General features: G+C 69.1%; 23 protein-coding genes. 13 read left to right on the top strand and 10 right to left on the bottom strand.

Translation table 11 applies throughout. The features are described 5' to 3' along the window. Window positions 1–7: 7 nt before the first annotated feature. The gene (locus ACIO3S_RS20950) at window positions 8–436 is read right to left on the bottom strand and encodes an anthrone oxygenase family protein (RefSeq protein ID WP_400467652.1); all 429 of its coding nucleotides are present in this window, start codon (window positions 434–436) and stop codon (window positions 8–10) included. Then, window positions 433–1221: an NAD(P)H-binding protein gene (locus ACIO3S_RS20955; protein ID WP_400467654.1), complete on the bottom strand. Its 789-nt coding sequence runs from the start codon at window positions 1219–1221 to the stop codon at window positions 433–435. Before ACIO3S_RS20955 ends, ACIO3S_RS20950 begins: the two co-directional genes overlap by 4 nt. A 73-nt stretch (window positions 1222–1294) precedes the next feature. Here ACIO3S_RS20955 and ACIO3S_RS20960 point away from each other — a divergent pair, with 73 nt between their 5' ends. Continuing rightward, window positions 1295–2206, top strand: a complete 912-nt coding sequence (locus ACIO3S_RS20960; RefSeq protein WP_400467656.1) for an AraC family transcriptional regulator — start codon at window positions 1295–1297, stop codon at window positions 2204–2206. 66 nt (window positions 2207–2272) lie between these two features. Further along, window positions 2273–2773 (top strand): MarR family winged helix-turn-helix transcriptional regulator, encoded by a 501-nt coding sequence (locus ACIO3S_RS20965; protein WP_400467658.1) that lies wholly within the window; start codon window positions 2273–2275, stop codon window positions 2771–2773. A 59-nt stretch (window positions 2774–2832) separates the two neighbouring features. On the opposite strand, the gene ACIO3S_RS20970 is transcribed toward ACIO3S_RS20965, so the two are convergent. Genes ACIO3S_RS20970 through ACIO3S_RS20980 form a run of 3 tightly spaced genes read right to left on the bottom strand, consistent with a single transcriptional unit; the run spans window position 2833 to window position 5359 of the window. Next, window positions 2833–3489, bottom strand: a complete 657-nt coding sequence (locus ACIO3S_RS20970; protein ID WP_400467660.1) for an NAD(P)H-binding protein — start codon at window positions 3487–3489, stop codon at window positions 2833–2835. Further along, a complete protein-coding gene (locus ACIO3S_RS20975; RefSeq protein WP_400467662.1) occupies window positions 3486–4172 on the bottom strand; it encodes a CE1759 family FMN reductase in 687 nt (228 codons plus the stop codon). The genes ACIO3S_RS20970 and ACIO3S_RS20975 overlap by 4 nt, the downstream gene beginning before the upstream one ends. Next, window positions 4172–5359, bottom strand: a complete 1188-nt coding sequence (locus ACIO3S_RS20980) for a CE1758 family FMN-dependent luciferase-like monooxygenase (protein WP_400467664.1) — start codon at window positions 5357–5359, stop codon at window positions 4172–4174. The genes ACIO3S_RS20975 and ACIO3S_RS20980 overlap by 1 nt, the downstream gene beginning before the upstream one ends. Window positions 5360–5457: 98 nt before the next feature. Between ACIO3S_RS20980 and ACIO3S_RS20985 the strand changes: the two genes are divergently transcribed. The 5 genes from ACIO3S_RS20985 (at window position 5458) to ACIO3S_RS21005 (ending at window position 9586) form a co-directional block, all read left to right on the top strand. Next, entirely contained in the window at window positions 5458–5775 is a 318-nt protein-coding gene (locus ACIO3S_RS20985) for a GNAT family N-acetyltransferase (protein ID WP_400467666.1), read from the top strand. 2 nt (window positions 5776–5777) lie between these two features. Then, window positions 5778–6020: a (4Fe-4S)-binding protein gene (locus tag ACIO3S_RS20990; RefSeq protein WP_400467668.1), complete on the top strand. Its 243-nt coding sequence runs from the start codon at window positions 5778–5780 to the stop codon at window positions 6018–6020. After that, window positions 6017–6571 carry an NADPH-dependent F420 reductase gene (locus ACIO3S_RS20995; RefSeq protein ID WP_400467669.1) on the top strand — a complete coding sequence of 185 codons (555 nt, stop codon included), beginning with the start codon at window positions 6017–6019 and terminating at the stop codon, window positions 6569–6571. The genes ACIO3S_RS20990 and ACIO3S_RS20995 overlap by 4 nt, the downstream gene beginning before the upstream one ends. Window positions 6572–6660: 89 nt before the next feature. Then, window positions 6661–7503, top strand: a complete 843-nt coding sequence (locus tag ACIO3S_RS21000; RefSeq protein ID WP_400467671.1) for an alpha/beta fold hydrolase — start codon at window positions 6661–6663, stop codon at window positions 7501–7503. 457 nt (window positions 7504–7960) lie between these two features. Beyond that, complete coding sequence (locus ACIO3S_RS21005; protein ID WP_400467673.1) at window positions 7961–9586, top strand: carboxylesterase/lipase family protein; 1626 nt, start codon at window positions 7961–7963, stop codon at window positions 9584–9586. 64 nt (window positions 9587–9650) lie between these two features. Here the strand turns inward: ACIO3S_RS21005 and ACIO3S_RS21010 are convergent, their stop codons facing one another. Beyond that, window positions 9651–10403, bottom strand: coding sequence for an SDR family NAD(P)-dependent oxidoreductase (locus ACIO3S_RS21010; RefSeq protein ID WP_400467675.1), 753 nt, complete (start codon window positions 10401–10403; stop codon window positions 9651–9653). A gap of 82 nt (window positions 10404–10485) precedes the next feature. Then, entirely contained in the window at window positions 10486–10884 is a 399-nt protein-coding gene (locus ACIO3S_RS21015; RefSeq protein ID WP_400467677.1) for an ester cyclase, read from the bottom strand. A gap of 139 nt (window positions 10885–11023) precedes the next feature. Between ACIO3S_RS21015 and ACIO3S_RS21020 the strand changes: the two genes are divergently transcribed. Further along, on the top strand, window positions 11024–11965 hold the full coding sequence (locus ACIO3S_RS21020; RefSeq protein WP_400467679.1) for an AraC family transcriptional regulator: 942 nt from the start codon (window positions 11024–11026) through the stop codon (window positions 11963–11965). A 119-nt stretch (window positions 11966–12084) separates the two neighbouring features. After that, window positions 12085–12225: a hypothetical protein gene (locus ACIO3S_RS21025; protein ID WP_400467681.1), complete on the top strand. Its 141-nt coding sequence runs from the start codon at window positions 12085–12087 to the stop codon at window positions 12223–12225. A gap of 65 nt (window positions 12226–12290) precedes the next feature. Here ACIO3S_RS21025 and ACIO3S_RS21030 read toward each other — a convergent pair whose 3' ends face one another. Next, window positions 12291–12929: a TetR/AcrR family transcriptional regulator gene (locus ACIO3S_RS21030; protein ID WP_400467683.1), complete on the bottom strand. Its 639-nt coding sequence runs from the start codon at window positions 12927–12929 to the stop codon at window positions 12291–12293. 51 nt (window positions 12930–12980) lie between these two features. Here ACIO3S_RS21030 and ACIO3S_RS21035 point away from each other — a divergent pair, with 51 nt between their 5' ends. Further along, a complete protein-coding gene (locus ACIO3S_RS21035) occupies window positions 12981–13901 on the top strand; it encodes a zinc-binding dehydrogenase (RefSeq protein ID WP_400467685.1) in 921 nt (306 codons plus the stop codon). 234 nt (window positions 13902–14135) lie between these two features. Next, window positions 14136–15464, top strand: coding sequence for a protein kinase (locus ACIO3S_RS21040; RefSeq protein WP_400467687.1), 1329 nt, complete (start codon window positions 14136–14138; stop codon window positions 15462–15464). Window positions 15465–15479: 15 nt separating this feature from the next. On the opposite strand, the gene ACIO3S_RS21045 is transcribed toward ACIO3S_RS21040, so the two are convergent. Together ACIO3S_RS21045 and ACIO3S_RS21050 are read right to left on the bottom strand one after the other, a co-directional pair. After that, window positions 15480–16706 carry a TerC family protein gene (locus tag ACIO3S_RS21045; RefSeq protein WP_350839068.1) on the bottom strand — a complete coding sequence of 409 codons (1227 nt, stop codon included), beginning with the start codon at window positions 16704–16706 and terminating at the stop codon, window positions 15480–15482. A gap of 49 nt (window positions 16707–16755) precedes the next feature. Beyond that, window positions 16756–17376, bottom strand: coding sequence for a TetR/AcrR family transcriptional regulator (locus tag ACIO3S_RS21050; RefSeq protein ID WP_400467689.1), 621 nt, complete (start codon window positions 17374–17376; stop codon window positions 16756–16758). A gap of 61 nt (window positions 17377–17437) precedes the next feature. Between ACIO3S_RS21050 and ACIO3S_RS21055 the strand changes: the two genes are divergently transcribed. Together ACIO3S_RS21055 and ACIO3S_RS21060 are read left to right on the top strand one after the other, a co-directional pair. Beyond that, entirely contained in the window at window positions 17438–20137 is a 2700-nt protein-coding gene (locus tag ACIO3S_RS21055; protein ID WP_400467691.1) for an MMPL family transporter, read from the top strand. Then, window positions 20134–22224 (top strand): YhgE/Pip family protein, encoded by a 2091-nt coding sequence (locus tag ACIO3S_RS21060; RefSeq protein ID WP_400467693.1) that lies wholly within the window; start codon window positions 20134–20136, stop codon window positions 22222–22224. Before ACIO3S_RS21055 ends, ACIO3S_RS21060 begins: the two co-directional genes overlap by 4 nt. Window positions 22225–22319: the final 95 nt, after the last annotated feature.

Below are 22319 nucleotides of genomic sequence, written 5' to 3' on the forward strand. Positions count from 1 at the left end.
CGGGCCTCTACCGGGTGACCGTCCCGGGCAGGCTGAGCAGGACGAAGGCACCTGTCGCGGTGAGGGTTCGGAGGGTGTGGAAGACCAGCCACGGCTTCTCGAACGAGGACACGGCGCCGCCGTTGGCCAGGGCGTCGTTCAGCGGCAGGTTCGCCGCGAAGGTGATGACGACGGCGGCGACGGCCAGGACGGCGGCGCTGATGGAAAGCGGGGTCCGGTGCCAGCCGAGGAGGACCAGGGTAAGAAGCGGGGCGCCCAGGAAGAAGGCCAGGAACACAGGGTTGACGATGACCACGTTGAGTCGGTTCATGACCCGTGTGTAGACCTCGTCCGGCTGGCCGTGCAGCGCCGGCATGAAGGCGACCAGGAAGGCGATGTAGATGCCGGCGGTGACGCCGTTGAGCAGCCTCGCGCCGGTGAGTACGACCTCGCTCATGACTGCTCACCCCGGTCGAGATCATCGATGCTTCGGGCCGCGCGGCCCAGGACCAACTCGACGTCGCTGGTCACGTACGCGTTGCGTCCGTCGAGAACCTCCTCGAAGAGGTACGCCAGTCCGGCCGCGTCTGCGGCCGGCAACCCGGCCGCGGTCAGGACCGCGATGTAGTCCTCGGTGGGCACGGGCTGGTAGGCGACGGCTGGTCCGCCGATGGCTTGCGCGGCCTCCTCGAAGGTGAGCAGCTGAGGCCCGGTGAGCTCCAGGACGCGGCCGACGTAGCCCTTGTCGAGGAGGGCTGCGACGGCGACGTCGGCGATGTCGTCGGCGTCGACGAACGGCTCGGCGACGTTGTGCTCGACCATGGTGAGCGAACCGGCCGCGAGCTCGTCCGCGAACGCACCTTCGGTGAAGTTCTGCATGAAGAAGGCCGAACGCAGGATCGTCCACTCGGCGCCCGAGGCCATCATGGCCTGCTCGGCTCGCTGGGCACCCTCCTCGCCGCGGCCGGAGAGCAGTACGAGCCGGCTGCAGCCGGCGGCGACCGCCTGGGCGGCGAACGCGCCGATGATCTCGTCGGCACCCGGCAGGCCGAGATCGGGCTGGAACGTCAGGTAGGCCGACGCGCAGCCGTCGACGGCCTCGGACCAGGTGGTCTGGTCGTGCCAGTCGAACCGGGGTGCCGAGTGGCGGGTGACGGCACGTACGTCGTGGTCGAGGGTGTGGAGGCGGCGGGCGACGCGCTGGCCGGTCTTGCCGGTGGCGCCGGTGATGAGAGTTGTCATGCCTCTAATCTGGCTTGCCGAGAGCGACGATAGAATACGTCTGGCTCCAGGAAGCATGCGCTATCGTCTCACCATGTCGTCACTGGATCTGCTCATGGACGGTCCGCGCGCCCAGGCCGCCTTCCTGCTGAAGGCGGTGTTCGCCGGCGAGTGGTCGATCACCGCCGAGGACGAGGTGCCGCTCACGGTCATTGCGATCGCACGCGGCGAGGCGGTCTTCACCGACTGCGAGGGACCGCAGGACGTGGCAGCGGGTGACGTGATCGTGTGCCGCGGGCCCGCGACCTATGTCATCGCCGACTCGGCCGATCGCCCCGCCGACATCCGGATCCTGCCCGGTCAGGTCTGTGTCGACCCGAGCGGGGCCCTGCTGGCCGAGGAGCTGGCACTGGGCGTACGCACCTGGGGGAACAGTCGCTCGCCGGAGGCGACCGTGATGCTCATCGGGACCTATGAGCGCGAGACGTCGGTGGGCTCGCTGCTGCTGTCCCGGCTGCCGACCAGCGTGGTGCTGCGCGGTTTCGACACTGCCGTTCTCGACCTCCTGTCCGCAGAGCTGGTGCGTGAGGAGGCCGGCCAGGCGGCCCTGCTCGACCGACTGCTGGACGTACTCGTGGTCAAAGCTGTGCGTGAGGTGCTCTCGGCCTCCCCGGCCCTCCCGGCTGATAACGCGGTGGCCGCGGTGCTGCGAGCGATGGAACAGCACCCGCAGCTGCCCTGGACCGTCGCCGGCCTCGGTGAGCAGGTCGGCCTCTCGCGAGCCGCTCTGGCACGACGCTTCACCGAGCACGTCGGCGAGCCGCCGTTGGCGTACCTGACCCGGTGGCGCCTCGCCTTGGCCGCCGACCTGCTGATCGGCACGGATCTGACCCTGTCGGCGATCGCCGCCCGCGTCGGGTACGCCAACCCGTTCGCCCTCAGTGCGGCCTTCAAGCGTCTCCACGGGACCTCGCCGACCTCCTTCCGGAGCCGCCATGTCGCCTGAGCCCTAGGTGGCTTCAGCCGCCCGGATCGTTATTACGTCAAGCAACTACCCGCTAGCCTCGTTGGTATGGATGGTCGGCGTACAGCAGCTGGGGAGGTACCCCCACTGTCGCCCGAGGAGGAGACTGCCTGGCGTGCGCTGGGGCGGGCAGTCGTGGTGATTCCGCGGGTGCTCGACTCCGATCTCATGCAGTCGGAGGGCCTGAGTCTCACGGAGTACACCGTGCTGATGAACCTGTCCGAGGCACCCGAGCGCTCGTTGCGCATGAGCGAGCTCGCCAACTATGTCTCGATCTCGGTCAGCGGGCTGACCCGCGTCGTCGAGCGGTTGGAGCGGACGGGCTTGGTCGAGCGGGTCCGTTCAACGGCGGACGGTCGCGGCCAGCTGGCGTGCTTGACCCCAGCTGGGTTGAAGTGTCTGAAGAAGGCTTGGCCGGTGCACCTCGAGAGCGTTCGTCGTCACGTGATGGATCATCTCCAGAACGTCGATCTGGCCGCGTTCGCTGATGCACTCGAGGCGATCGCTCAGGCCGAGGTCGGACCGCCGGTTCGCCGCCGAGGTCGCTGACCATCGGCCGTTGCCGGGCCTGAGCCTTCGGGTCGCTGCTCGTTGGGGCCGCCGTGTGCTCAGTCCTTGTCCACGTTGGCCCGGACGGCCTCGCGGATCAGGGTCATGCCGGCGTTGAGCTCGAGGATCTGTCGTCGGATGCGCGGCTCGTGGAGCAGTTCGGCGAGGGTCTCAGCAACGTCGGCACGGGCGATCTCGCCATGGGCCTCCGCCGGGCCGAGTGAGATCGTGCCGACGGCAGGCTCATCAAGCAGCAGCGACGGTCGGAGGATCACCCAGTCCAGGTCGCTGCGGGTGACGGCGATGTCGGCCTGCTTCTTGACGGCGAAGTAGTACTCGACCTCCTCTGGGTTGTCCCGCTCGCGCCACGACTCGGGAAGCACCGAGACCAGTAGGAACCGGTTGACCTTCGCCAGGCGTGCCGCCTCCAGGGCCTTGACAACTCCGTCGCCGTCGATGGCCTTGGTGACGTCGCGGGCGCCGCCGTTGGAGCCGGCGGTGTAGACGATCGCATCGGATCCGGTCATTGCCTCTGCCAGCTCCGGGGCTGACATCGTGCTCAACTCGCCCAGTGTGGTCTCGACGCCTCGGGCAGCGAGGTCGGCCTGCTGGGCTGGGGTTCTGACCAGCCCGCAGACCTCGATACCGCGGGCGGACAGCTTGTCGGCCAACAGAGTGCCGATCGCGCCGCTGATGCCTAGGATGAGTACCTTCACGTTCCTTGCTCCGTTTCGCCACCAGTCGCGAGACGCATGAGGTCGGTTGAGAAGTCGACGTCGCTGATCGATTGTGGTGCGCCCGTGGCGTTGCCGCCGAACTGGTGCCGATGGTGGCGCCAGTTCTGTTCGGCGATCTGGGCGCCGGTTCCGTTGCGCAGGAAGATGGCCAGCTCGCCGCCGGCTCGAGTGATCCGGTCGCCCAGATCTGGTGAGCTCCAGTCCTCGGGGGCGGCGTACAGGGATGTCGGCATTGGGATCGCACGCAGGAACGCGAACAGTGGCCGGAGCTGCTCGTCGACGACCATGGCGTGCCGGCTCGTGCCTCCGGTGGCAGCAAGGATGACGGGCTTGGCGATGAGCAGGTCGTTGTCGAGAAGGTCTGCGAAGGACTTGAACAGCCCGCTGATTCCGGCCTTGTAGACCGGGGTGCTAGCGATGATCGCATCGGACTCTGCAAGGTCGTCGATGGCGGCGGAGATCCGTCGGGTCGGCATGCCTGAGACCAGCGCCTGGGCGACGTCGACCGCGATCGTCGACAGATCGATCGAGCGGAACGTCGCGCTCAGGTCGGAGTCACCCAGGGCGTCGGCGGTACGTTGGGCCGCTCGGTCAGCGAGGAGTCGGGTCGAGGATGGGTCGCTGACGCCGGCGTTGAGGACCGCGATGGTCACATCGCTCATCAGAGCGCCGCCGGGAACTGGGCCGCGACGTTCGGGTCGCTGTCGTGGTAGGGGGAGGGGCCGGACAGGTTGTCGCCACGATTCGGGTTCGGCCGCGGCTGGCGCGGGTCGGCGTCGCCGTACTTGGCTGTGACCAACGAGGCGTGGGTTGGTGCCTCGGGAACGCCGGGTGCGCGGCGTGACTCCATCTCCTTGCGCAGAACTGGGACGACCTCGGTTCCGAGGATCTCGACCTGCTCCAGTGCGACCTCGACGGGGAGGCCGAGGCCGTCGACCGCGAAGAGCTGGCGCTGATAGTCGCCGAAGCCTTCCTGGAACGTCAGGGTCTTGTCGATGACCTCCTGCGGACTGCCGACCGTCAGCGGCGTACCCGTCATCCAGTCCTCGAGGCTCGACCCACGGAAGACCGGAAACGCCTCGAAGTACGGGCGGAACCTTTCGACCGCATCCTGCGACCGGCGAGCGATGAACGCCTGCCCACCGAGTCCGACGATCGCCTGCTCAGCGGTGCCGTGGCCGTAGTGCTCGAACCGCTTGCGGTAGAGGTCGACGAGCGGCTTGAAGGCGAGATTGGGGGCCAGGATGTGATTGGCGAAGAACCCGTTGCCGTAGTACGCCGCCTGCTCGGCGATCTCGGGAGTTCGGATCGAGCCGTGCCAGACGAACGGCGGGACATCGTCGAGAGGTCGCGGCGTCGCGGTGAACCCTTGCAACGGCGTCCGGAACTTGCCCTCCCAATCCACGACGTCCTCGCGCCACAGCCGGTGGAGGAGGTTGTAGTTCTCCAGCGCCAGGGCGACGCCCTGGCGGATGTCCTTCCCGAACCAGGGGTAGACCGGGACCGTGTTGCCCCTCCCGAGCATCACGTCGAGCCGGCCATCGGCAACGTGCTGGAGCATCGCGTAGTCCTCGGCGACCTTGACCGGGTCGTTGGTCGTCATCAGCGTCACCGAGGTGCTGAGGATGATGCGCTTCGTCAGCGCCGCGATGTGACCCAGCAGGGTCGTGGGCGACGACGGGATGAACGGCGGGTTGTGGTGCTCCCCGATGGCGAAGACGTCCAGACCCACCTCGTCGGCCCGCTGCGCGATGCGGACGATGTTGCGGATGCGCTCCGCCTCGCTCTGGGTGTAGCCGGTGGTCGGGTCCTGGGTGACGTCCCCGACGCTGAAGATCCCGAACTGCATGGTATGTGGTCCTTACGGTCGAAGGAGCAACTTGCCTGCGCGGGTTAGGATACTTGTGCGCACAAACAAATACGGCGGACCGCTAGCAAGGACGAGAGATGACAGACATCGATATCGAGGTCGCACATGCCCCAGAGCGTCTGCGCTACGAAGCGCGTGTGGACGGAACCGTGGTGGGGTTCGCGGAGTACATCCTCGCCACCGACCTGATCGTGTTCACCCACACCGAGGTCGACCCCGCCTTGGAGGGGAAGGGCGTCGGCTCCGCGCTCGCCAGGTTCGCGCTCGACGACGTCCGCGACACCAGCGAGCGCAAGGTGATGCCGCTGTGCCCCTTCATCAAGGGCTGGATCGGGAACCACCGCGAGTACGTCGCACTCGTCAAGCGTGTGCCCCCGTCGACGGCGAAGGACTGACCATGGCGCGCAAGACCTACACCGGGCCCGTGGTCGACGTCTCCTTCGACGGTGATGTGTGTCAGCACGCGGCCGAGTGCGTACGCGGGATGCCCGCCGTCTTCGATCCTGCGGCGCGGCCGTGGATCGACCCCACGCAGGCCGATTCGGAGGGAACCGCTCAGACCCTGCGAGAAGTGATCGGGCGCTGCCCCTCCGGCGCCCTTCGCCTCATCGAGCACCAGGACAGGACGTGGAAAGCATGAACATCACAGTGATCGGGCGCGGCAACATCGGCGGCGGACTGGCCGATCTGTGGGAGCGGGCCGGCCACCGCGTGCTCAGGCTGGGTCGAGACGGTGGTGACGCCAGCGGGTCCGAAGCCGTGCTGCTCGCGGTCCCAGGAGCCGCGGTAGAGGCAGCACTGTCATCGGTGACCGGGCTCGAGGGCAAGATCGTGCTCGACGCCACCAACCTCTACGGCGGCGCCCGGCCTCCGGCCGGGTTCTCCTCCAACGCCGAGTACGTCAAGTCGGTGACCGGCGGGACTACGGCCAAGGCGTTCAGCACCAACTTCGCCTCGCTCTTCGGCCGGGTCGCCGATGCTCGCGTACGACCGAGCAACCTGTGGTCCGGCGACGACCAGGCCGACGACGTTGTCAGCCGGCTCAGCCACGATGCCGGGTTCGACGCGGTCCGTCTGGGTGACCTGAGCATGGCTGCCACCCAAGAGGGCCTCGCCGGCACGATCTTCGCGATCTCGCAGTCCGGCCTCGGTGAGTTCGTCTACCGGATGGCACCGCCGGAACAGCTCTGACCCTGCCTCGAATGTCCCCCTACATCGATAACCATGATCACCGTCAATGAGCTGCCAGCGTCGTGCTGGTCATACAGAAGGGAAAGATGATGGCTTTCATCACTGTTGGGCAGGAGAACAGCGCGCCGGTCGAGCTGTACTACGAGGATCAGGGAACCGGACAGCCCGTGGTGCTCATCCACGGGTATCCGCTGAACGGCCACAGCTGGGAGAAGCAGACGCGCGAGCTGCTCGCGGCGGGCTACCGGGTGATCACCTACGATCGCCGCGGCTTTGGGCGCTCGTCCAAGGTCGGCAGCGGCTACGACTACGACACCTTCGCCGCCGACCTGAACACGGTCCTCGAGACCCTCGAGCTGAGCGACGTCGTACTCGTGGGCTTCTCGATGGGCACCGGTGAACTCGCGCGGTACGTCGCCCGATTCGGGCATGAGCGCGTCGCGAAGCTCGCGTTCCTCGCGTCCCTCGAGCCGTTCCTCGTGCAGCGCGACGACAACCCTGAGGGCGTTCCGCAGGATGTGTTCGACGGCATCGCCGCGGCCGCCAAGGACGACCGCTACGCCTGGTACACCCAGTTCTTCAAGGACTTCTACAACCTGGACGAGAACCTCGGCTCTCGGATCAGCCAGGAGGCCGTCACCGGCAGCTGGAACGTCGCGATCAGCAGCGCGCCAGTGGCCGCGTACGCAGTCGTCCCGACCTGGATCGAGGACTTCCGCAGCGATGTCGAGGCGGTTCGCGCGGCCGGCAAGCCGACGTTGATCCTGCACGGCACCAAGGACAACATCCTTCCCATCGAAGTCACGGGCCGCCGTTTCCACAAGGCCGTCCCTGAGGCCGACTACGTCGAGGTCGAGGGCGCTCCCCACGGCCTCCTGTGGACCCACGCGGACGAGGTCAACACTGCGCTCAAGGAGTTCCTCCGCAAGTGATCCACATGTGAGCGCTGGATCGTGGAGGGCAGCGGCATGGCTGCCCTTCACGATCCTTGCCGGTCGCCCTGGCATGCGCCGCATCGGACCGGTTCGATCCCACGGACTGTCACGGAGACCCCGCCCTGCAAGTAGACGCCCGGGGCCGAGTCTGCGGCGTGCGGACACCGACCACCCCGGCGCTGACCAGCGCCCCAACCGAGAGACGCTCATGTCAGGTTTCAATCCCTATGAATGGCTCCAAGATCTGGTCGCTCAGAGTTCTCCATGGCGGTCGCAGCGGTTCTGGTCATCGCTGACAGTCGTGGCTGTCCTGGCCGCGATTCTTCTGTGGCTCAACCGCAGTCCGTGGTGGGGCTGGGTCCTGGTCAGCGTGTTGATGACAGTCTTCGTGGTCACTGCGCCCCGGTGGTCGAGGTGCGGAGGCATCCTCAGGGTTGGCGCATGGCTGGGGGCCGTGGTCGTCATCGGCGGCGTTGCGGTGTTGGCCCACCCGGCGCCCCAAGTGCGAGTCGCGGGTGGGAACGATCCGCGGCCCACTGACGCAGCCCAGACGCGCGAAGGACCGGTCACGGGTGTCCGCAACGATGCAGGCACGGTCGAGATCTTCGCAGGCATCCCTTACGCCCAGCCGCCGGTGGGCGACCTGCGGTGGCGGGCACCGCAGCCACCCGAGCCACGTGCCGAGGTACTCAAGGCGGACCGGTTCTCCCCAGCGCCGGTGCAGGGCATCTCGACCTTCACGACCCGAGCCCTGTCGCAGATCGTCGACATGCCGTTGGAGAACACCCTCCTGAACCCGTACCCGGTCAGCGAGGACAGCCTCTACCTCAACATCTGGCGCGGCACGAAGCCCATCTCGGACAGGCTCCCGGTGCTGGTCTACATCCCGGGTGGCGGCTTCGTCTCGGGCTCGGGTGCTCTGCCGCTGTACGACGGTGAGGCGCTGGCCTCGAGCGGTGAGGTCATCGTGGTCACGATCAACTACCGCCTCGGTGTGCTGGGATTCCTCTCGCACCCAGAGCTCGCCGCCGAGTCGGAGCACGGCGCCTCGGGCAACTACGGAATCCTGGATCAGATCGCCGCGCTGGACTGGATCCGGCAGAACATTGCAGCGTTCGGGGGCGATCCCGAGCGGGTCACGGTCGCCGGAGAGTCCGCCGGTGGGGAGAGTGTGTGCACCCTGGGTGCCACGCCCCTGGCCAAGGGGCTGGTCGACGGCATCATCGGCGCCAGCGGGGCGTGCATGGGCACGACCGGCGATACCGCCGATGGCGACCAGGCCGACACCAGGGCCGTCGCCGAACAGGCCGGTCGGCGTCTGACGCAGGAGCTGGGCGACGCCACCATCAGGGAGATGCGGCGTATGCCCATCGATCGGATCACGGAGGCGGCCGCGGTGGTCGGCCCGCATTGGCGGCCTTCGGTCGACGGTCACGTACTGGATCGGTCGCCCGCGCAGATCTACGCCAGCGGTGACCAGCTCGACGTGCCCCTGCTCGTCGGCAGCAACGCGGACGAGAGCTCGCTTGCACTTGCCTCCCCGCCGGATGACGACGTGGACGCCTATGCGGCATCCGTGCAGAAGAAGTACGGCGACGCCGCCGAACGGTTCCGCGACCTCTACCCGGGTAGGACCGAGGACCAGGTTCTCGACTCGCTCCTTCAGTCCCAGACCGACCAGGTCATGACTCGGGCGATGCACCGCTGGGCGCGCCTGCAGACGCAGAGCGGCCGCGCTCCTGCGTACCTGTACTTCTTCACTCACACCCCGCCGGACAAGGGCCTGGAGAAGTACGGCGCCTACCACGGCGCCGAGGTCATGTACGCCTACGACAACCTCGGCAAGGACGGCGACGCCGACTACACCGACGCTGACTTCAGGCTGCGCGACCAGATGCGCGGCCACTGGCTCAACTTCGTCACCACCGGAGATCCGAACGGACCCGGGCTGCCGGCCTGGCCGAGTGTGGGGGAGGAGCCCGACCAGGTCATGGAATTCGACTCGTACAGCGGCATGGCACCCCGACCTCGACCGGCAGCCGTCGACTTCTGGATGAGTTACCGCGGTCCGACCCCATGAGGAGAACATCGATGCCCAACGAGGATGTGTTGCTGCTGCTCTTCCGATCCTCCTCCAGCACTTCTCAGATCTGGTTCGCGCCGCCGTCGACGTAGAGGTTCGAGCCGACGACGTAGCTGCTCTGCTCCGAGGCCAGGAACGCCACGACCGCGGCGGCCTCCTCGGGCTGACCCATGCGGCCCTTGGCGACGGTCGCGGCGACATGCTCCTTCATGGCCCGGGCGGTCTCCTCGTCGCCGAAAGCCGCGGTGCCCCCGGGGGTCTCGATCCATGCCGGCGAGACCACGTTGACGCGGATGCCACGACCCTTAAGCTCGGTCGACCAGGTCCGCGCGAAGGACCGGACCGCCGCCTTCGACGCCGCGTACGCACCGAACGCCTCCATGCCGCGGTCGGCCGCCGTGGACCCGGTCAGGATGACCGAGGCGCCGTCGTTGAGCAGTGGGAGTGCCTTCTGTACGGTGAACAGAGTGCCTCGGGTGTTGACCCCGAAGGTCTGGTCGAAGTGCTTCTCGGTGGTCTGCTCCAACGTCACGAACGTACCAACCGCCGCGTTCGCCACGAGCACGTCCAACCCTTTGCCGCGGGCCCGGACCGCGTCGTAGAGCCGGTCCAGGTCGGCCAGCTTGGAGATGTCGCCAGCCACTCCCGTCGCCCGCTCGGGGCCGATGGTCTTGACGGCGGCCTCCAGTTCGGCCTCACGCCGCCCGGTGACGAACACGTACGCGCCGTCGTCCGCCAGTCGCACGGCGGCGGCGAGACCGATCCCGCTGCTTCCGCCGGTGACTACAGCCGTCTTGCCGTCCAAATGTCCCATGTGAGTCTTCTCCTTCACTCTTATCGATGCCGATCTGTCGGTTGGCTGGGCTCGACCTGCTCGGGTGCCCAGCTGGACCGGGTCAGTTGGCGAGCTGCTTCTTCAGGGCCTCGACGTCGTGGACGTTGGACATCTGCACGAACTTCCCGTCGCGGACCTTGTACATGGCGATCTCGTCGATCTCGATCCGAGCGCCGGTGGGAGCGACGCCGAGCCACTCCTTGGTGGGTGTGCCGTGGTTGATGGAGTGGCACGACAGCGTCCCGCCTTCGGCGTCGATCACGATCTCCTTGATCTCCCACTGGATGTCGGGGACCGCGTCGGCGATGCCCTTGAGCGCCGCAACGACATCGGCGCGAGTGGCCCGCTGGCCGTGGGAGAGGATGGACTCGGCGACGAACTCGTCCATGCGGTCGAACTCATGTGCGTTGAGCGCCTCGGTGTAGCGGTCGTAGAACTCGCGGATGTTGAAGTCGGACATGACTGCCTTTCTTGCCCGGTGCCCGGGCTGCACTCGTGTGCTCTTGGTTGCGCTTGCAACATCGATAGTGCGGGATCACGGACGTATGATCCATAATGCAGAGTCCGGCGTTCATTACATATCGTCCAGGAGGTTGCTGATGCTCGGTTTCCGGGATCCGGTGGCTGACGCCATCGGCCTGCTCAGGCCCCGCACGGTGGTGGGGCCCAGCCTCCGGGCCACGGGAGAGTGGGCGATTCGCTTCGACACGTTCTTGCACGTACGGATCGGCGGGCTCGTGCGCGGCACCTGCTGGCTGATCCTCGACGGGCACGAGCCGGTGCTCCTACGGGAGGGCGACACCTTCATGCTGGGCAACCCGCCGCCCTACGTTCTGGCCAGCACACTCGACGCGCGCCCGCGCCCCGCGGAGCAGGTGTGGGCGCGTGCCGAGGACGGGTTCGTGCGCATCGGCCCTGAGTCCGAGGACGACCTCTATCTCTGCGCCGGGCACATCGCTTTCGACGACAGCAACGCGGCCCTCCTGACCGATCTCCTGCCGCCGCTCGTGCTCGTCCGTGCGGGCGACCCTCATGGCGCGCGGCTCGCGCAGCTGATCGATCTCCTCGCCAACGAGGTCGGGGTGGCTGCCGCCGGCGGCCCGCTGGTGCAGAACCACCTCGCACAGATCCTGCTCGTGCACATGCTGCGTGCTCACGCCAGCCGGACAGCTTGGCCTTGCGGCTGGCTGGGCGCCCTGAACGACGACGGCATCGGCGCCGCCCTCCGTGCCATGCACACGGACATGGCCCACCCCTGGACCCTCAAGGAACTCGCCGAGATCAGCAACATGTCGCGCTCTGCGTTCGCCCAGGCCTTCAAGAGCCATGTCGGCGTCCCGCCCTTGGAGTACCTGATCCGATGGCGCATGAACCTCGCCTGCGACGCCCTCGCCCGCGACACGTTATCGATCTCCGAGCTCGCACGAGCCACGGGCTACCAGTCCGAGAGCGCATTCAGCACCGCGTTCCGCCGCGTCGCCGGCTCGTCACCTGCGAAGTTCCGGGCCCAGGCACGCCGCTCCGTCGAGATCGGAAGCTGAAGGAGCCGCCGCGCACGGCCGGTGGCTACCGGCGCTACGGCGTCGGCCACCTGGTCCGACTCCTGCGCATCACGAGAATAACCGCGATCGGCATCCAGCTGTCCGCCCTGCCAGCGGTAATGGACGACCCGGCGGCCGCAGAGGAGCTGCTCGACGAGCTCGATCGCCGAGTTGCAGCCGACATCGAATGGCTGACCGCACGCCGGGCCGACATCGCCGCACTGCGCCACGGCGGCGCGCCGCCCGACCTCCCTCCGTAGCTCTCGGCTTGGCGTTCCGGCCGCGACCGGGCTGCCGGCTGACACGGCCCGCTACGAGGCCGTGGTTATGGAAGCCGGGTCTCTAGCGCCGTCGGGGCGGCGGCGAACGATTCCCGCAGTAAAGCGCACAACTCGCCGCGGGTGGCGGTCGTCGTGGCGCCGGGCGCCGACTGCCAGGTGTCCACGGCGGCCCGGTGACCGGCAACCGCGACAGCGCACACCATGCGCGCCGAGAGGTCCGCGCCGGATACATCGGTGAGTCGCGCCACGATCGCGTCGACCACCTCCTGCGTGAAGCGCTCGCACACCAGCATGCCCGCCGCGTCGACCGCGGGGTTGGTGCCGCTCAGGCGCGCGCTCAGCACCGCGAGGCGCTCCCACCCGGGCGGCATCCGGTCGACGACTTCGACGAGCGCATCACCCAGCACCTCCAGCAGCGGCCCGCTGCGCGAGAGGATCTCGTCGAGATCGGCGATCAGGGTGCGCCATACATCGTTCAACGGGGTCAGAGCGAGGTCTTCCTTGCCGTCGAAGTAGCGGAAGAAGCTCCGCTTGGACACCTCGGCTTGGTCGCAGAGCCAGTCGACGGTCACCGCGTCGTACCCGCGCTCGGCGAAGGCAGGCAGAGCGATCTCCACAAGCTGTTGCCGACTGCGCGCGATGCGCCGGCTGCGAAGCGTGCCGGAACCGGGCTGCGACCTCATGCGAGCATCCTACTGTTTGGCACTGAGTGGCACTTGGCATACAGTAGCGAAATGCTCGCATGGACAGTCGACCACTCGTCATCCAGGCACCTCGGTCTGCGTGAGGTGCCCGATCCGGTACCCGGACCGCACGACGCAGTCATCCAGGTGCAAGCCTTCGCGCCGAACCACGGCGAAATCGAGGCACTGCCGAGCCTTCCCGACGGCATCATCCCCGGCTGGGATGCCGCGGGCGTCGTCGTGGCCGAGGCAGCCGACGGGACCGGCCCGCGCCTCGGCCAGGTGGTGACGTCGCTGGGACCCGATAGCGCATGGGCGCAGCGACGGCTGGTGACCGCCGAGTCCGTAGGGACCAGCCCCGCCGGAGCCGATCCGAACGTGATGAGCGTCGTGCCAGTCGCCGCCACCAGCGCGTTGCGCGGGCTGCGCCGCCTCGGCCCCGTTCTCGGCCGCCGGGTGCTGGTGCTGGGCGGGACCAGTGCGGTCGGGCTCTTCGCCGTACAGCTCGCCGCCCGCGCCGGCGCCGAGGTCGTCGCCACGACCAGGAACCCTGCCGCGCGAGAGCGCCTGGTCGAGCTGGGCGCGCGCGAGGTTGTCGCCGCGCCGTCCGACCTGAACGACGACGTATCCGGCGTGCTCGACCTGCTGGGCGGCTCCCACCTGGTACGAGCGTTCGCGCGACTGGCGCCAGGCGGCACGCTCGTCGCCCTGGGGCACGCGGCTGGGGAGGAGGAACGCTTCGGGTACGGGGACCTGTTCGGCGACGCGAACCGGCACGACCGGACCCTGACGACGTTCTTCCTCGGGGCCGAGACCGGCCTTGGCCCCGACATGACATGGCTCGCGACCGAGATCCACGAGGGGCGCCTCGACCCCGTCGTGGGAGCCGTGCGGCCGTGGCGGGAGCTGCCGGAGGCCTTCGCGGCCGGCGCGGAGCGGACGTACGGCAAGGCAGTCCTCACCGTCGACTGAAGCTGACACGAACCGCATCACGCCGGTTCGCGGCGCTGATGCTTCAGTCGTTCCAGGCCTACCCGGTGCCGATGCCGCTGCCCCCGGCTGTCCGGCTCCCGCCCGCCCAGGGGTAGGCCCAAGCACTGCGGGAGATGGCCTGACCAGCCTCCGACCTACAGGTTGTCCGAGTAGAAGTCGGCGAGATCGACGGGTTGCGCGCGCCGGCTGAGGTCCGGCCTCATAATGTCCCGGGTGACCCTTCCCCAGATCCTCGGGCGCCTGCGCCAGGTCAAACCGCTCGGCTCCGGCGGGTTCGCCGAGGTGTGGCTCTACCACGACCCGGACCTCGACTCGCCCGTTGCCGTGAAGGTGCTCAGCGCCCAATGGACTCAGGCGGCCGACATCCGAGAGCGGTTCCTGCAGGAGGCGCGCTTCCTCCGGTCGGTCGACTCGCCCCACGTCGTCTCGGTCCACGACATCGGCGAGACGCCGGAGGGAGCGCCCTACTTCGTGATGGCGTACGCCGACGCGGGCAGCGTCGCGGAGCTGATCACCCAGCACCCTCAGGGGATGCCGCCACACCTGGTGGCCGACCTGGTGGCACAGGCCGCGGCCGGCCTCGACGCGCTGCACGTGCGCTCGGTCATCCATCGCGACGTGAAGCCGGCCAACATCCTGCTCACCGGCGGGTCCGACGGTCGGCTGCGCGCGATGGTCGCCGACCTCGGGGTGGCCCGCGCGCTCGACCAGCACTCGGAGGTGACGAGGCAGATCGGGACGCCCGCCTACATGGCGCCCGAGCAGTTCGACGAGTCACTGCCGATCGACCATCGCGCCGACGTACGCAGCCTGGGTGCGGTCGCCTGGGCGATGTTCGCGGGCCGCTCGCCCGCGCCGGCGCTGACGGTCGTCTCCCGCGTTCCCGAGCTCGGGACGGTCGCGCCCGTGCCGGCAACGGTGTCCGCGGTGATCATGCGAGCCCTGGAGCCGAGGGCCGAGGATCGCTGGCCGGACGCGGGGAGCTTCGCCGCAGCACTCACCGCCGCGGCTGAGGGACGTGCGGTCGCCGTACCTCCGCCTTCGGACGCGCAGACCGTGCTCCGTTCGCCGTCCCCGACGCCGCAGCCGCAGCCGCCCGCGCGCGGCCGGCGCAACGCAGTCCTCGTCGGGGCCGCCGTCGTCACCGCCTTGGTGCTGGGCGGCGCCGCGACCTGGTTCGTGGCGCGCGGTCCGGCCGAAGAGCCGGCCAGCGGCGCAGAGACGACGGCGGGGCAGCCGGTCAGCGGCGCGGAGACCGCGGCCGTCCGGTTCGTCGATGCGCTCCAGGCGGGGGACTGCGAGGCCGCGGGCCTCTACATGCCCGACCTCGACGACCCGGCTGCCTGGGACTGTACCGATGACGCCAACGGCGGCGACGGCTTCTACTACCACATCCTCGACGACCTCGACGCCGACGGCGAGCGGCGGGTCGAGGACCTCGGGGACGGGCTCTTCCGGGTGGTCTGGGTGGATCAGGGCTACGTCAACATGCAGCGCCAGGAAGACAGCCTGTTCAAGGTGCAGCAGGTCGTCTGCTGCTAGAACCCGAACCGGGGCTCATTCGCTGCGCAGGATCTTCGGTGGACCTGCTGGGGTGGCCTCGCCGCGCTCGACGGCGGCGTTGTGGCTGGCGAGGGCGGCTTCGAGGAGCTCCATGAGCGGGGTCTCCTCGCGGGCGATCTGCAGGTACTTCGGGCCGAGGGAGACGATGAGGTCTCGCTCGGCGAGGAGGGCGTTGTGGATGCGCTCGCGCTCGGCCGGGTCGGCGGTGTACTCGGAGTCGAGGTAGGCGGCGGCGTGCCGGCGGGCGTTGGCGATGGCGTTCTTCGCGCGGCCGCGCTTGCTGAAGAGCGAGGCGACGATGGTGACGACGAGTACGCCGAGGATGACGCTCAGGGAGAGGCCGGTGCTGATCTCGGCCACGTGCACGGGCTCGCCGTCGTTGACGAACGGGATGTTGTTCTCGTGGAGCGCGTGCAGGATCAGCTTCACGCCGATGAAGGCGAGGATCGCGGCCAGGCCGTAGGACAGGAAGATGAGCCGGTCGAGGAGCCCGTCGAGCAGGAAGTAGAGCTGGCGCAGGCCCAGCAGCGAGAACGCGGTCGCGGTGAAGACGAGGTAGACGTTCTGGGTGAGGCCGAAGATCGCCGGGATCGAGTCGAGGGCGAAGAGGATGTCGGTGCCGCCGATGGCCACCATCACCAGCAGCATCGGCGTCAGGATGCGCTTGCCGTCCTCCACCGTGAAGAGCTTGTCGCCGTCGTAGTGCTCGCTGACGTGGAACAGCCGCCGGGCCAGGCGTACGACGACGTTCTCCCCGTCGGAGTGGCCGTCGGGCTTCAGCATGTTGCCGGCCGTCATCAGCAGGATCAGCCCGAACAGGTAGAACACCCAGGCGAAGGTGTTGATCAGCGCGGCGCCCACGAAGATGAACGCGGTGCGGGCGATCAGCGAGAACGTGATCCCGAAGAGGAGCACCTTCTGCTGGTCCTCACGGGGCACCCGGAAGCTCGTCATGATGATCAGGAAGACGAACAGGTTGTCGACCGAGAGTGCCTTCTCGGTGATGTAGCCGGCGAAGTACTCCCCGCCCATCGTGCCGCCGCCGAAGATCAGCACGCCGACGCCGAACAGCAGCGCGATCGCGACGTAGATCGCCGACCAGATGGCCGACTCCTTCAGCGTGGGGGTGTGGGCCTTGCGTACGTGGAAGACGTAGTCGAAGCCGAGCAGCCCGACGATCGCGACGACGGTGACCAGCCACACCCATGTCGGTGCGCCCATAGTGACAAACCCCCTGAGAGTCGACCCGAGACGTGGGATCGGCCTCAGCCTAGGCGGAGGGCCTCGGGATCGACAGCCCATCGATGATCTGGGGCAGCGCGTCGTCGAGAAGTCGGTCCGCCCGCGGGTCGTCGTGGCGGATCGTACGCATCGTGACGCTGTGGAGGAACACGCCCATCAGCGTCTGGGCGAGGAGATCGGTCGGCATCGTCGAGGTGCGGTCGAGGCGGTCCAGGGCGAGCGCGACGACCTCGACGAGCTGCTCGCTGAGCGCGGTGAAGGTTGCCGAGCTGATGTCCCGCGCGTCGGGGTCGCGCAGGCTCTGCAGCACGACCTCGCTCTGCAGGACGAACCAGCGGTCCTGCATGGGGCGGATCGCGTCGAATGCCGCTCCGATCAGTGATCCGCTCGACTCCGCGTCGGTGTGCTCGCCGACGGCGGTGCGTACGGCCTCGATCAGCCGCTCGGACTCCTCCTTGAACGCCTCGAGCAGCACCTCGTCGACGGTGTTGAAGTTGGAGTAGAAGGCGCCGCGTGTGTAGCCCGCGGCGCTGACCAGGTCGTCGACAGTGACGCGGCGGGCGCCGCGCTCGACGAAGACGTCGACAGCGGCGGCCAGCAGTCGCGCGCGGGTGTTCGTACGTCGTCGGGGGGCCTTCACCTCGGTCATGTAGCCATCCTCACATACCAGGAAGATACGTTTTTGTATTGAATGCATTATTGTATCGAACATGTCCTCCTACCTCTACCGGCTCGGCCGTCTGGTCGCGCGCCGCGCCAAGACCGTGCTGGCGCTCTGGCTCCTGCTCGCCGTGCTGCTCGGTGCGCTGACGATCTCGCTCGGCGGCAAGCTGCAGGACGACTTCACGATCCCGGGCACCGAGTCCCAGCAGGGGCTGGATGCGCTCACCCAGCGCTTCCCGGAGGTCTCCGGGACCTCGGCCCAGCTCGTCTTCGTCGCCCCCGAGAGCGAGAAGATCGAGGACCACCGCAAGGAGGTCCGGGAGGTGCTCGACGCGGTCGAGAAGGTCGACCACGTCGCGACGGTCACCGATCCTCTGGCGAAGGACAGCAGGACGGTCAGCGACAACGGCCGGGACGCGCTGGCGACGGTGCAGTTCGACCTCGACCTGGACGAGCTCCCCGAGGGCGTGACCGATGATCTGGAGGAGGCCGCGGAGCTGCCGTCGGGGTCGTCGCTGGAGCTGCACGTCGGCGGGGATGCGTACACCGTCACCGGGGTGCACGTCAGCGCGACCGAGGGGATCGGGGTCCTCATCGCCCTGCTGGTCCTGGCGATCACGTTCGGGTCGCTGCTGGCCGCCGGCCTGCCGATCCTGACCGCGCTGCTCGGGGTCGGAATCGCGATGGCGGGGATCTTCTCAGTCGCCGCGGTCACCAACATCTCGGCGACCACCCCGACTCTCGCGCTGATGATCGGGCTCGCGGTCGGGATCGACTACGCGCTGTTCGTGATCGCCCGGCACCGCAGTCAACTCGCTCACGGCCTGGAGGTGGAGGAGTCGATCGCCCGGGCGGTCGCCACCGCCGGCAGCGCGGTCATCTTCGCGGGTGTCACGGTCATCATCGCGCTGTGCGGATTGGTGGTCGCGGGCATCCCGTTCCTGGCAGTCATGGGGTACGCAGCGGCGTCCGCCGTCCTGGTCGCGGTGCTCGTCGCGCTCACCGCCGTGCCGGCGCTCCTCGCGCTCGCGGGTGAGCGGCTCCGACCGAAGCCTGGGTCTCGGGCCCACCGGCGTGAGGCTGTCGCCGAGGGACGGCCTCACGTCACCACTCTCGGGGCGCGCTGGGTGCGGCTGGTGACCAAGGTGCCGGTCCTCACCGTCGTGGTCTCGCTGCTGGTGATAGCCGTGCTGGCGATCCCGGCGCGCGATCTCGCACTGGGGCTCAACGACAACGGCAGCGCCGATCCGGGGACGGCTCCGCGGGAGACGTACGACCTGATCAGCCGTGACTTCGGACCTGGCTACAACGCGCCGCTGTTCGTGACCGCGGACATCATCGACACCACCGACCCGATCGGGGTGATGGACTCTCTGGGCAAGGCGTTGGGGGACTACGACGGCGTCCAGAAGGTGGCGCTGGCGACCCCGAACCGCACCGCCGATCTCGGGCTCGTGGTGATCTACCCGACCACCGAGAAGAGCGACCCGGCGACCGCCGCGCTGGTCAAGGAGATCCGTGCCGACTCAGGCGGGCTGGAGAAGCGGTTCGGGATCGAGGACGTCCGGGTCACCGGTCAGACCGCGGTCGCGATCGACGTCAGCGCGCGGCTCGGCGGGGCGATCCTGCCGTTCGGGGCTGTCGTCGTCGGCCTCTCCCTGATCCTGCTGACGATCGTGTTCCGCTCGATCGCGGTGCCGCTGAAGGCGACGCTCGGCTACGTGCTGTCGGTGGCCGCCTCGTTCGGAGTGGTCGCCGCCGTCTTCGAGTGGGGCTGGGGCGCAGACCTGTTCAACGTCGCCAAGGTCGGCCCCGTGATCGCGTTCTTCCCGATCATCCTGATGGGCGTGCTCTTCGGGCTCGCGATGGACTACGAGGTGTTCCTGGTCTCCCGGATGCGGGAGGACTTCGTCCACACCGGCGACGCCCGACGCTCTGTGGACACCGGCTTCGCCGCCAGCGCCCGGGTCGTCACCGCCGCGGCGGTCATCATGATCGGCGTCTTCGCCGCCTTCGTGCCGAACGGCGACCCGATCGTGAAGCCGATCGCGCTGGGCCTGGCCGTGGGCGTGCTCGTGGACGCGTTCCTGGTGCGGATGACGCTGGTGCCGGCGGTGCTCGCCCTGCTCGGGCGGGGTGCCTGGTGGCTGCCGCGCTGGCTGGACCGGCGTCTGCCGGTCCTCGACATCGAGGGCGAGGCGCTCATCCATCACCTCGAGCACGCCGACCACGTCGCCTCGAACGGGGAGGTCGCGGTTCGGGCGCGGCAGGTCGAGGTGCCGGAGGCGCTCGCGCCGCTCGATCTGCACGTGCAGCCGGGAGGGCTCGGGATCATCCATGGGGCCGACCCGGTGGCGCGATCCGCCGCGCTCGCGGCCCTCACCGGGCGGCTGGGCTTCTCCGGACAGCTGGTGGTGCTCGACCGGCTGCTGCCGGAGGAGGCCGGAGCCGTCCGCGCCCGGGCCGCACTCGTGAGCGACATCGCGGAGGCGCTCCGGCTCGTGGGTGACCGGCGGGTGCCTGCGCTGGTCGCCATCGACAGCCCGACCTCGCTCGACAGCGGGCAGCTCGCGGCACTGTCCGCGCTGACCTCACGGGGCACGACGGTCCTGCTCGGGATGCCGTCGCTGCCCGCGGTGCCGCAGGTCGCGGACGCGCTCGCGCATGCCGCGCCCGCACGCACCTCACCCGATCCTGAGCTCACCGACCCTGCGGCTTCGGTCGCCGACCTGGAGACAGTCCGATGAAACGTACGAAATCATGGTGGTCGGGCCGCCGCCTGATGGCGGCCGCGATCCTGCTGCCGGTCGTCGTGACGGCGCTCGCGCTCGTCGCGCTCAGCGACCGCACCGAAAACCTCGACAAGGTGCCGGCCGCGGTGGTCAACCTCGACGAGCCGGTGACGACGGGGAGCGGGAAGGACAAGCAGACGGTCTACGCCGGCCGGGCGCTGGCGGCCGACCTCGTCTCCTCCTCGGGTTCGCCGGCGAGCCCGACGCTCGGCTGGGAGCTCACCGATGCAGCGGATGCGCGGGAGGGTTACGCGGACGGGACGTACGCGGCCGTGATCACGATCCCGAAGGACCTGTCCAAGACGCTGTCAGGGGTGCAGGGGAGCGACCCGAGCGCCGGCCGGGTCAGCGTGGAGGCCTCCGACGCCTCCAGCGAGGTGACCGCGGAGATCGCCCGGCAGGTCGCGCGGCAGTCGGCGTCGACCCTGGGGCGTACGGTCACGACGACCTACCTCGACGGGGTCCGGGACGAGACCGGGAAGCTCAAGACCAGCCTGACCGACGCCGCCGATGGTGCCGATCAGCTCGCCGACGGCACCGCTGCTGCCGACTCGGGGGCCGGGAAGGTCGCCGACGGTGCTCGGTCGCTCAGCTCGGGTGCCTCCGGGGCTGCCGACGGCGCCTCGCAGGTCGCGGGCGGGCTCGACACGCTCGCCGGCGGGACCGCGCGGCTGGAGTCGGGTGCGGGATCGCTGGCCGGGGGAGCGGGCAAGGCGTCGAAGGGCGCCTCTTCGCTGGCTGCCGGAGCCGACGAGCTCAGTGGCGGGCTGAACCAGCTCGAGAGGTCGACCGCAGGGCTCCCGTCGCAGGCCTCGTCGCTCGCCGCCGGTGCCTCACAGGTGTCGGAGGGAGTGGCCGGCTACACCCAACTCGCCAAGGGGTGGGCGCAGGCGTGCGCGAGCGACCCGCTGCTCGCGGCCTCCAAGCCGCAGCTGTGCGGCGCCACCGCCGCGGCGGTCGGCTCCGGTGGCGGGCAGGCCGACCAGCTCGCCGCAGGCGCGGAGCAGGTCGCCTCGGGGGCCTCTGCTCTGTCGCAGGCGGCTCCTGAGCTGAGCGCAGGGATTTCGTCGGCGGCGGACGGCGCCGGGAAGGTCGCGTCCGGGGCATCCCAGGTCGCCGACGCCAATGCCCGCCTCGCCACGGGGGCGCGTGAGCTCGAGTCCGGTCTCGGCAAGACCAACGACGGCGCCACCGCGCTGGCCTCCGGAGCCGATCAGCTCGCCTCCGGGACCCAGCAGCTCGAGAGCGGGTCGGCCTCGCTGGCCTCCGGCGCCGACTCGCTGGCCTCCGGTACGTCCTCGCTGACCGAGGGCGCCGACTCGCTCGCCTCGGGGCTCGACGACGGTGCCTCGCAGATCGCGGTTCCCGGTGAGAAGCAGGCCGAGGTCGTCGCCGACCCGGTGCAGGTCTCGGTCGCTTCCGGCACCTCCACCTCGGGGGCGACCCGGTTGGCGCCGGCGGTGATCGCGCTGGCGCTGTGGCTCGGTGCGCTCGCGATCTACCTGCTCCGTCCGGCCTTCCCCGCCGGGCGGCTGCGGGAGGCGCTCACGGCGCGGCGGCTCACCTTCGCCGGACTGTGGCCGGCGGCTCTCGTCGGGGTGGCGCAGGCGGTGCTCCTCGTAGTCGCCGCCGATCTTCTCGGCGCCGATCTCGCGCGGCCGGTCGCCACGGTCGGGATCGCGGTGCTCGGCGCGTCGGTGTTCGTCGCGGTCCACCAGGCCCTCGTCGCGCTCGCCGGCCAGCGGCGTGGCTGGCTGATCTCGCTCGGCTTCCTCGCCCTGCAGCTGGTCTCCCTCGGCGGGCTGCTGCCGGTCGCCACCGCGTCCGCGCCGTTCGGTGCGCTCGCCGGCATCCTGCCGGTCCCGCTCGCCGCCGAGGCGCTCCGCGGGGTCGCCGTCGCGCAGAGTGGTGCCGCGGTCGGCGCGCCGGTCGGCGGCCTTGTCCTCTGGCTCCTGCTCGCGGTGGCGCTCAGCCTCTTCGCGGCGGGTCGGGCGCAGCGTACGTCTGTGGCGGAGATCCGCGGTGTGGCGGCGGCCGGCTAAGCGGGCGCGCCACACGTGTAACACGTCGTTCGGAGCACTATCCGGTCGTTGCAATAGGGCGAGAAGTGCTACGAACGACGTGTTACAGCTCGTTG

The sequence above is a fragment of the Nocardioides sp. NPDC087217 genome, from assembly GCF_044744805.1.
Taxonomy (GTDB): domain Bacteria; phylum Actinomycetota; class Actinomycetes; order Propionibacteriales; family Nocardioidaceae; genus Nocardioides.

Bases quoted from the DNA above. Each gene is read 5' to 3' on its own strand.
- ACIO3S_RS20960 (WP_400467656.1), top strand. From the start codon at position 1,295: ATGTCGTCACTGGATCTGCTCATGGACGGTCCGCGCGCCCAGGCCGCC.
- ACIO3S_RS20955 (WP_400467654.1), bottom strand. From the start codon at position 1,221: ATGACAACTCTCATCACCGGCGCCACCGGCAAGACCGGCCAGCGCGTC.
- ACIO3S_RS21030 (WP_400467683.1), bottom strand. From the start codon at position 12,929: ATGAGGTCGCAGCCCGGTTCCGGCACGCTTCGCAGCCGGCGCATCGCG.
- ACIO3S_RS21045 (WP_350839068.1), bottom strand. From the start codon at position 16,706: ATGGGCGCACCGACATGGGTGTGGCTGGTCACCGTCGTCGCGATCGTC.
- ACIO3S_RS20950 (WP_400467652.1), bottom strand. From the start codon at position 436: ATGAGCGAGGTCGTACTCACCGGCGCGAGGCTGCTCAACGGCGTCACC.
- ACIO3S_RS20965 (WP_400467658.1), top strand. From the start codon at position 2,273: ATGGATGGTCGGCGTACAGCAGCTGGGGAGGTACCCCCACTGTCGCCC.
- ACIO3S_RS20985 (WP_400467666.1), top strand. From the start codon at position 5,458: ATGACAGACATCGATATCGAGGTCGCACATGCCCCAGAGCGTCTGCGC.
- ACIO3S_RS21050 (WP_400467689.1), bottom strand. From the start codon at position 17,376: ATGACCGAGGTGAAGGCCCCCCGACGACGTACGAACACCCGCGCGCGA.
- ACIO3S_RS21015 (WP_400467677.1), bottom strand. From the start codon at position 10,884: ATGTCCGACTTCAACATCCGCGAGTTCTACGACCGCTACACCGAGGCG.
- ACIO3S_RS21020 (WP_400467679.1), top strand. From the start codon at position 11,024: ATGCTCGGTTTCCGGGATCCGGTGGCTGACGCCATCGGCCTGCTCAGG.
- ACIO3S_RS21035 (WP_400467685.1), top strand. From the start codon at position 12,981: ATGCTCGCATGGACAGTCGACCACTCGTCATCCAGGCACCTCGGTCTG.
- ACIO3S_RS21025 (WP_400467681.1), top strand. From the start codon at position 12,085: ATGGACGACCCGGCGGCCGCAGAGGAGCTGCTCGACGAGCTCGATCGC.
- ACIO3S_RS21060 (WP_400467693.1), top strand. From the start codon at position 20,134: ATGAAACGTACGAAATCATGGTGGTCGGGCCGCCGCCTGATGGCGGCC.
- ACIO3S_RS20990 (WP_400467668.1), top strand. From the start codon at position 5,778: ATGGCGCGCAAGACCTACACCGGGCCCGTGGTCGACGTCTCCTTCGAC.
- ACIO3S_RS20980 (WP_400467664.1), bottom strand. From the start codon at position 5,359: ATGCAGTTCGGGATCTTCAGCGTCGGGGACGTCACCCAGGACCCGACC.
- ACIO3S_RS21055 (WP_400467691.1), top strand. From the start codon at position 17,438: ATGTCCTCCTACCTCTACCGGCTCGGCCGTCTGGTCGCGCGCCGCGCC.
- ACIO3S_RS21010 (WP_400467675.1), bottom strand. From the start codon at position 10,403: ATGGGACATTTGGACGGCAAGACGGCTGTAGTCACCGGCGGAAGCAGC.
- ACIO3S_RS20975 (WP_400467662.1), bottom strand. From the start codon at position 4,172: ATGAGCGATGTGACCATCGCGGTCCTCAACGCCGGCGTCAGCGACCCA.
- ACIO3S_RS21000 (WP_400467671.1), top strand. From the start codon at position 6,661: ATGGCTTTCATCACTGTTGGGCAGGAGAACAGCGCGCCGGTCGAGCTG.
- ACIO3S_RS20995 (WP_400467669.1), top strand. From the start codon at position 6,017: ATGAACATCACAGTGATCGGGCGCGGCAACATCGGCGGCGGACTGGCC.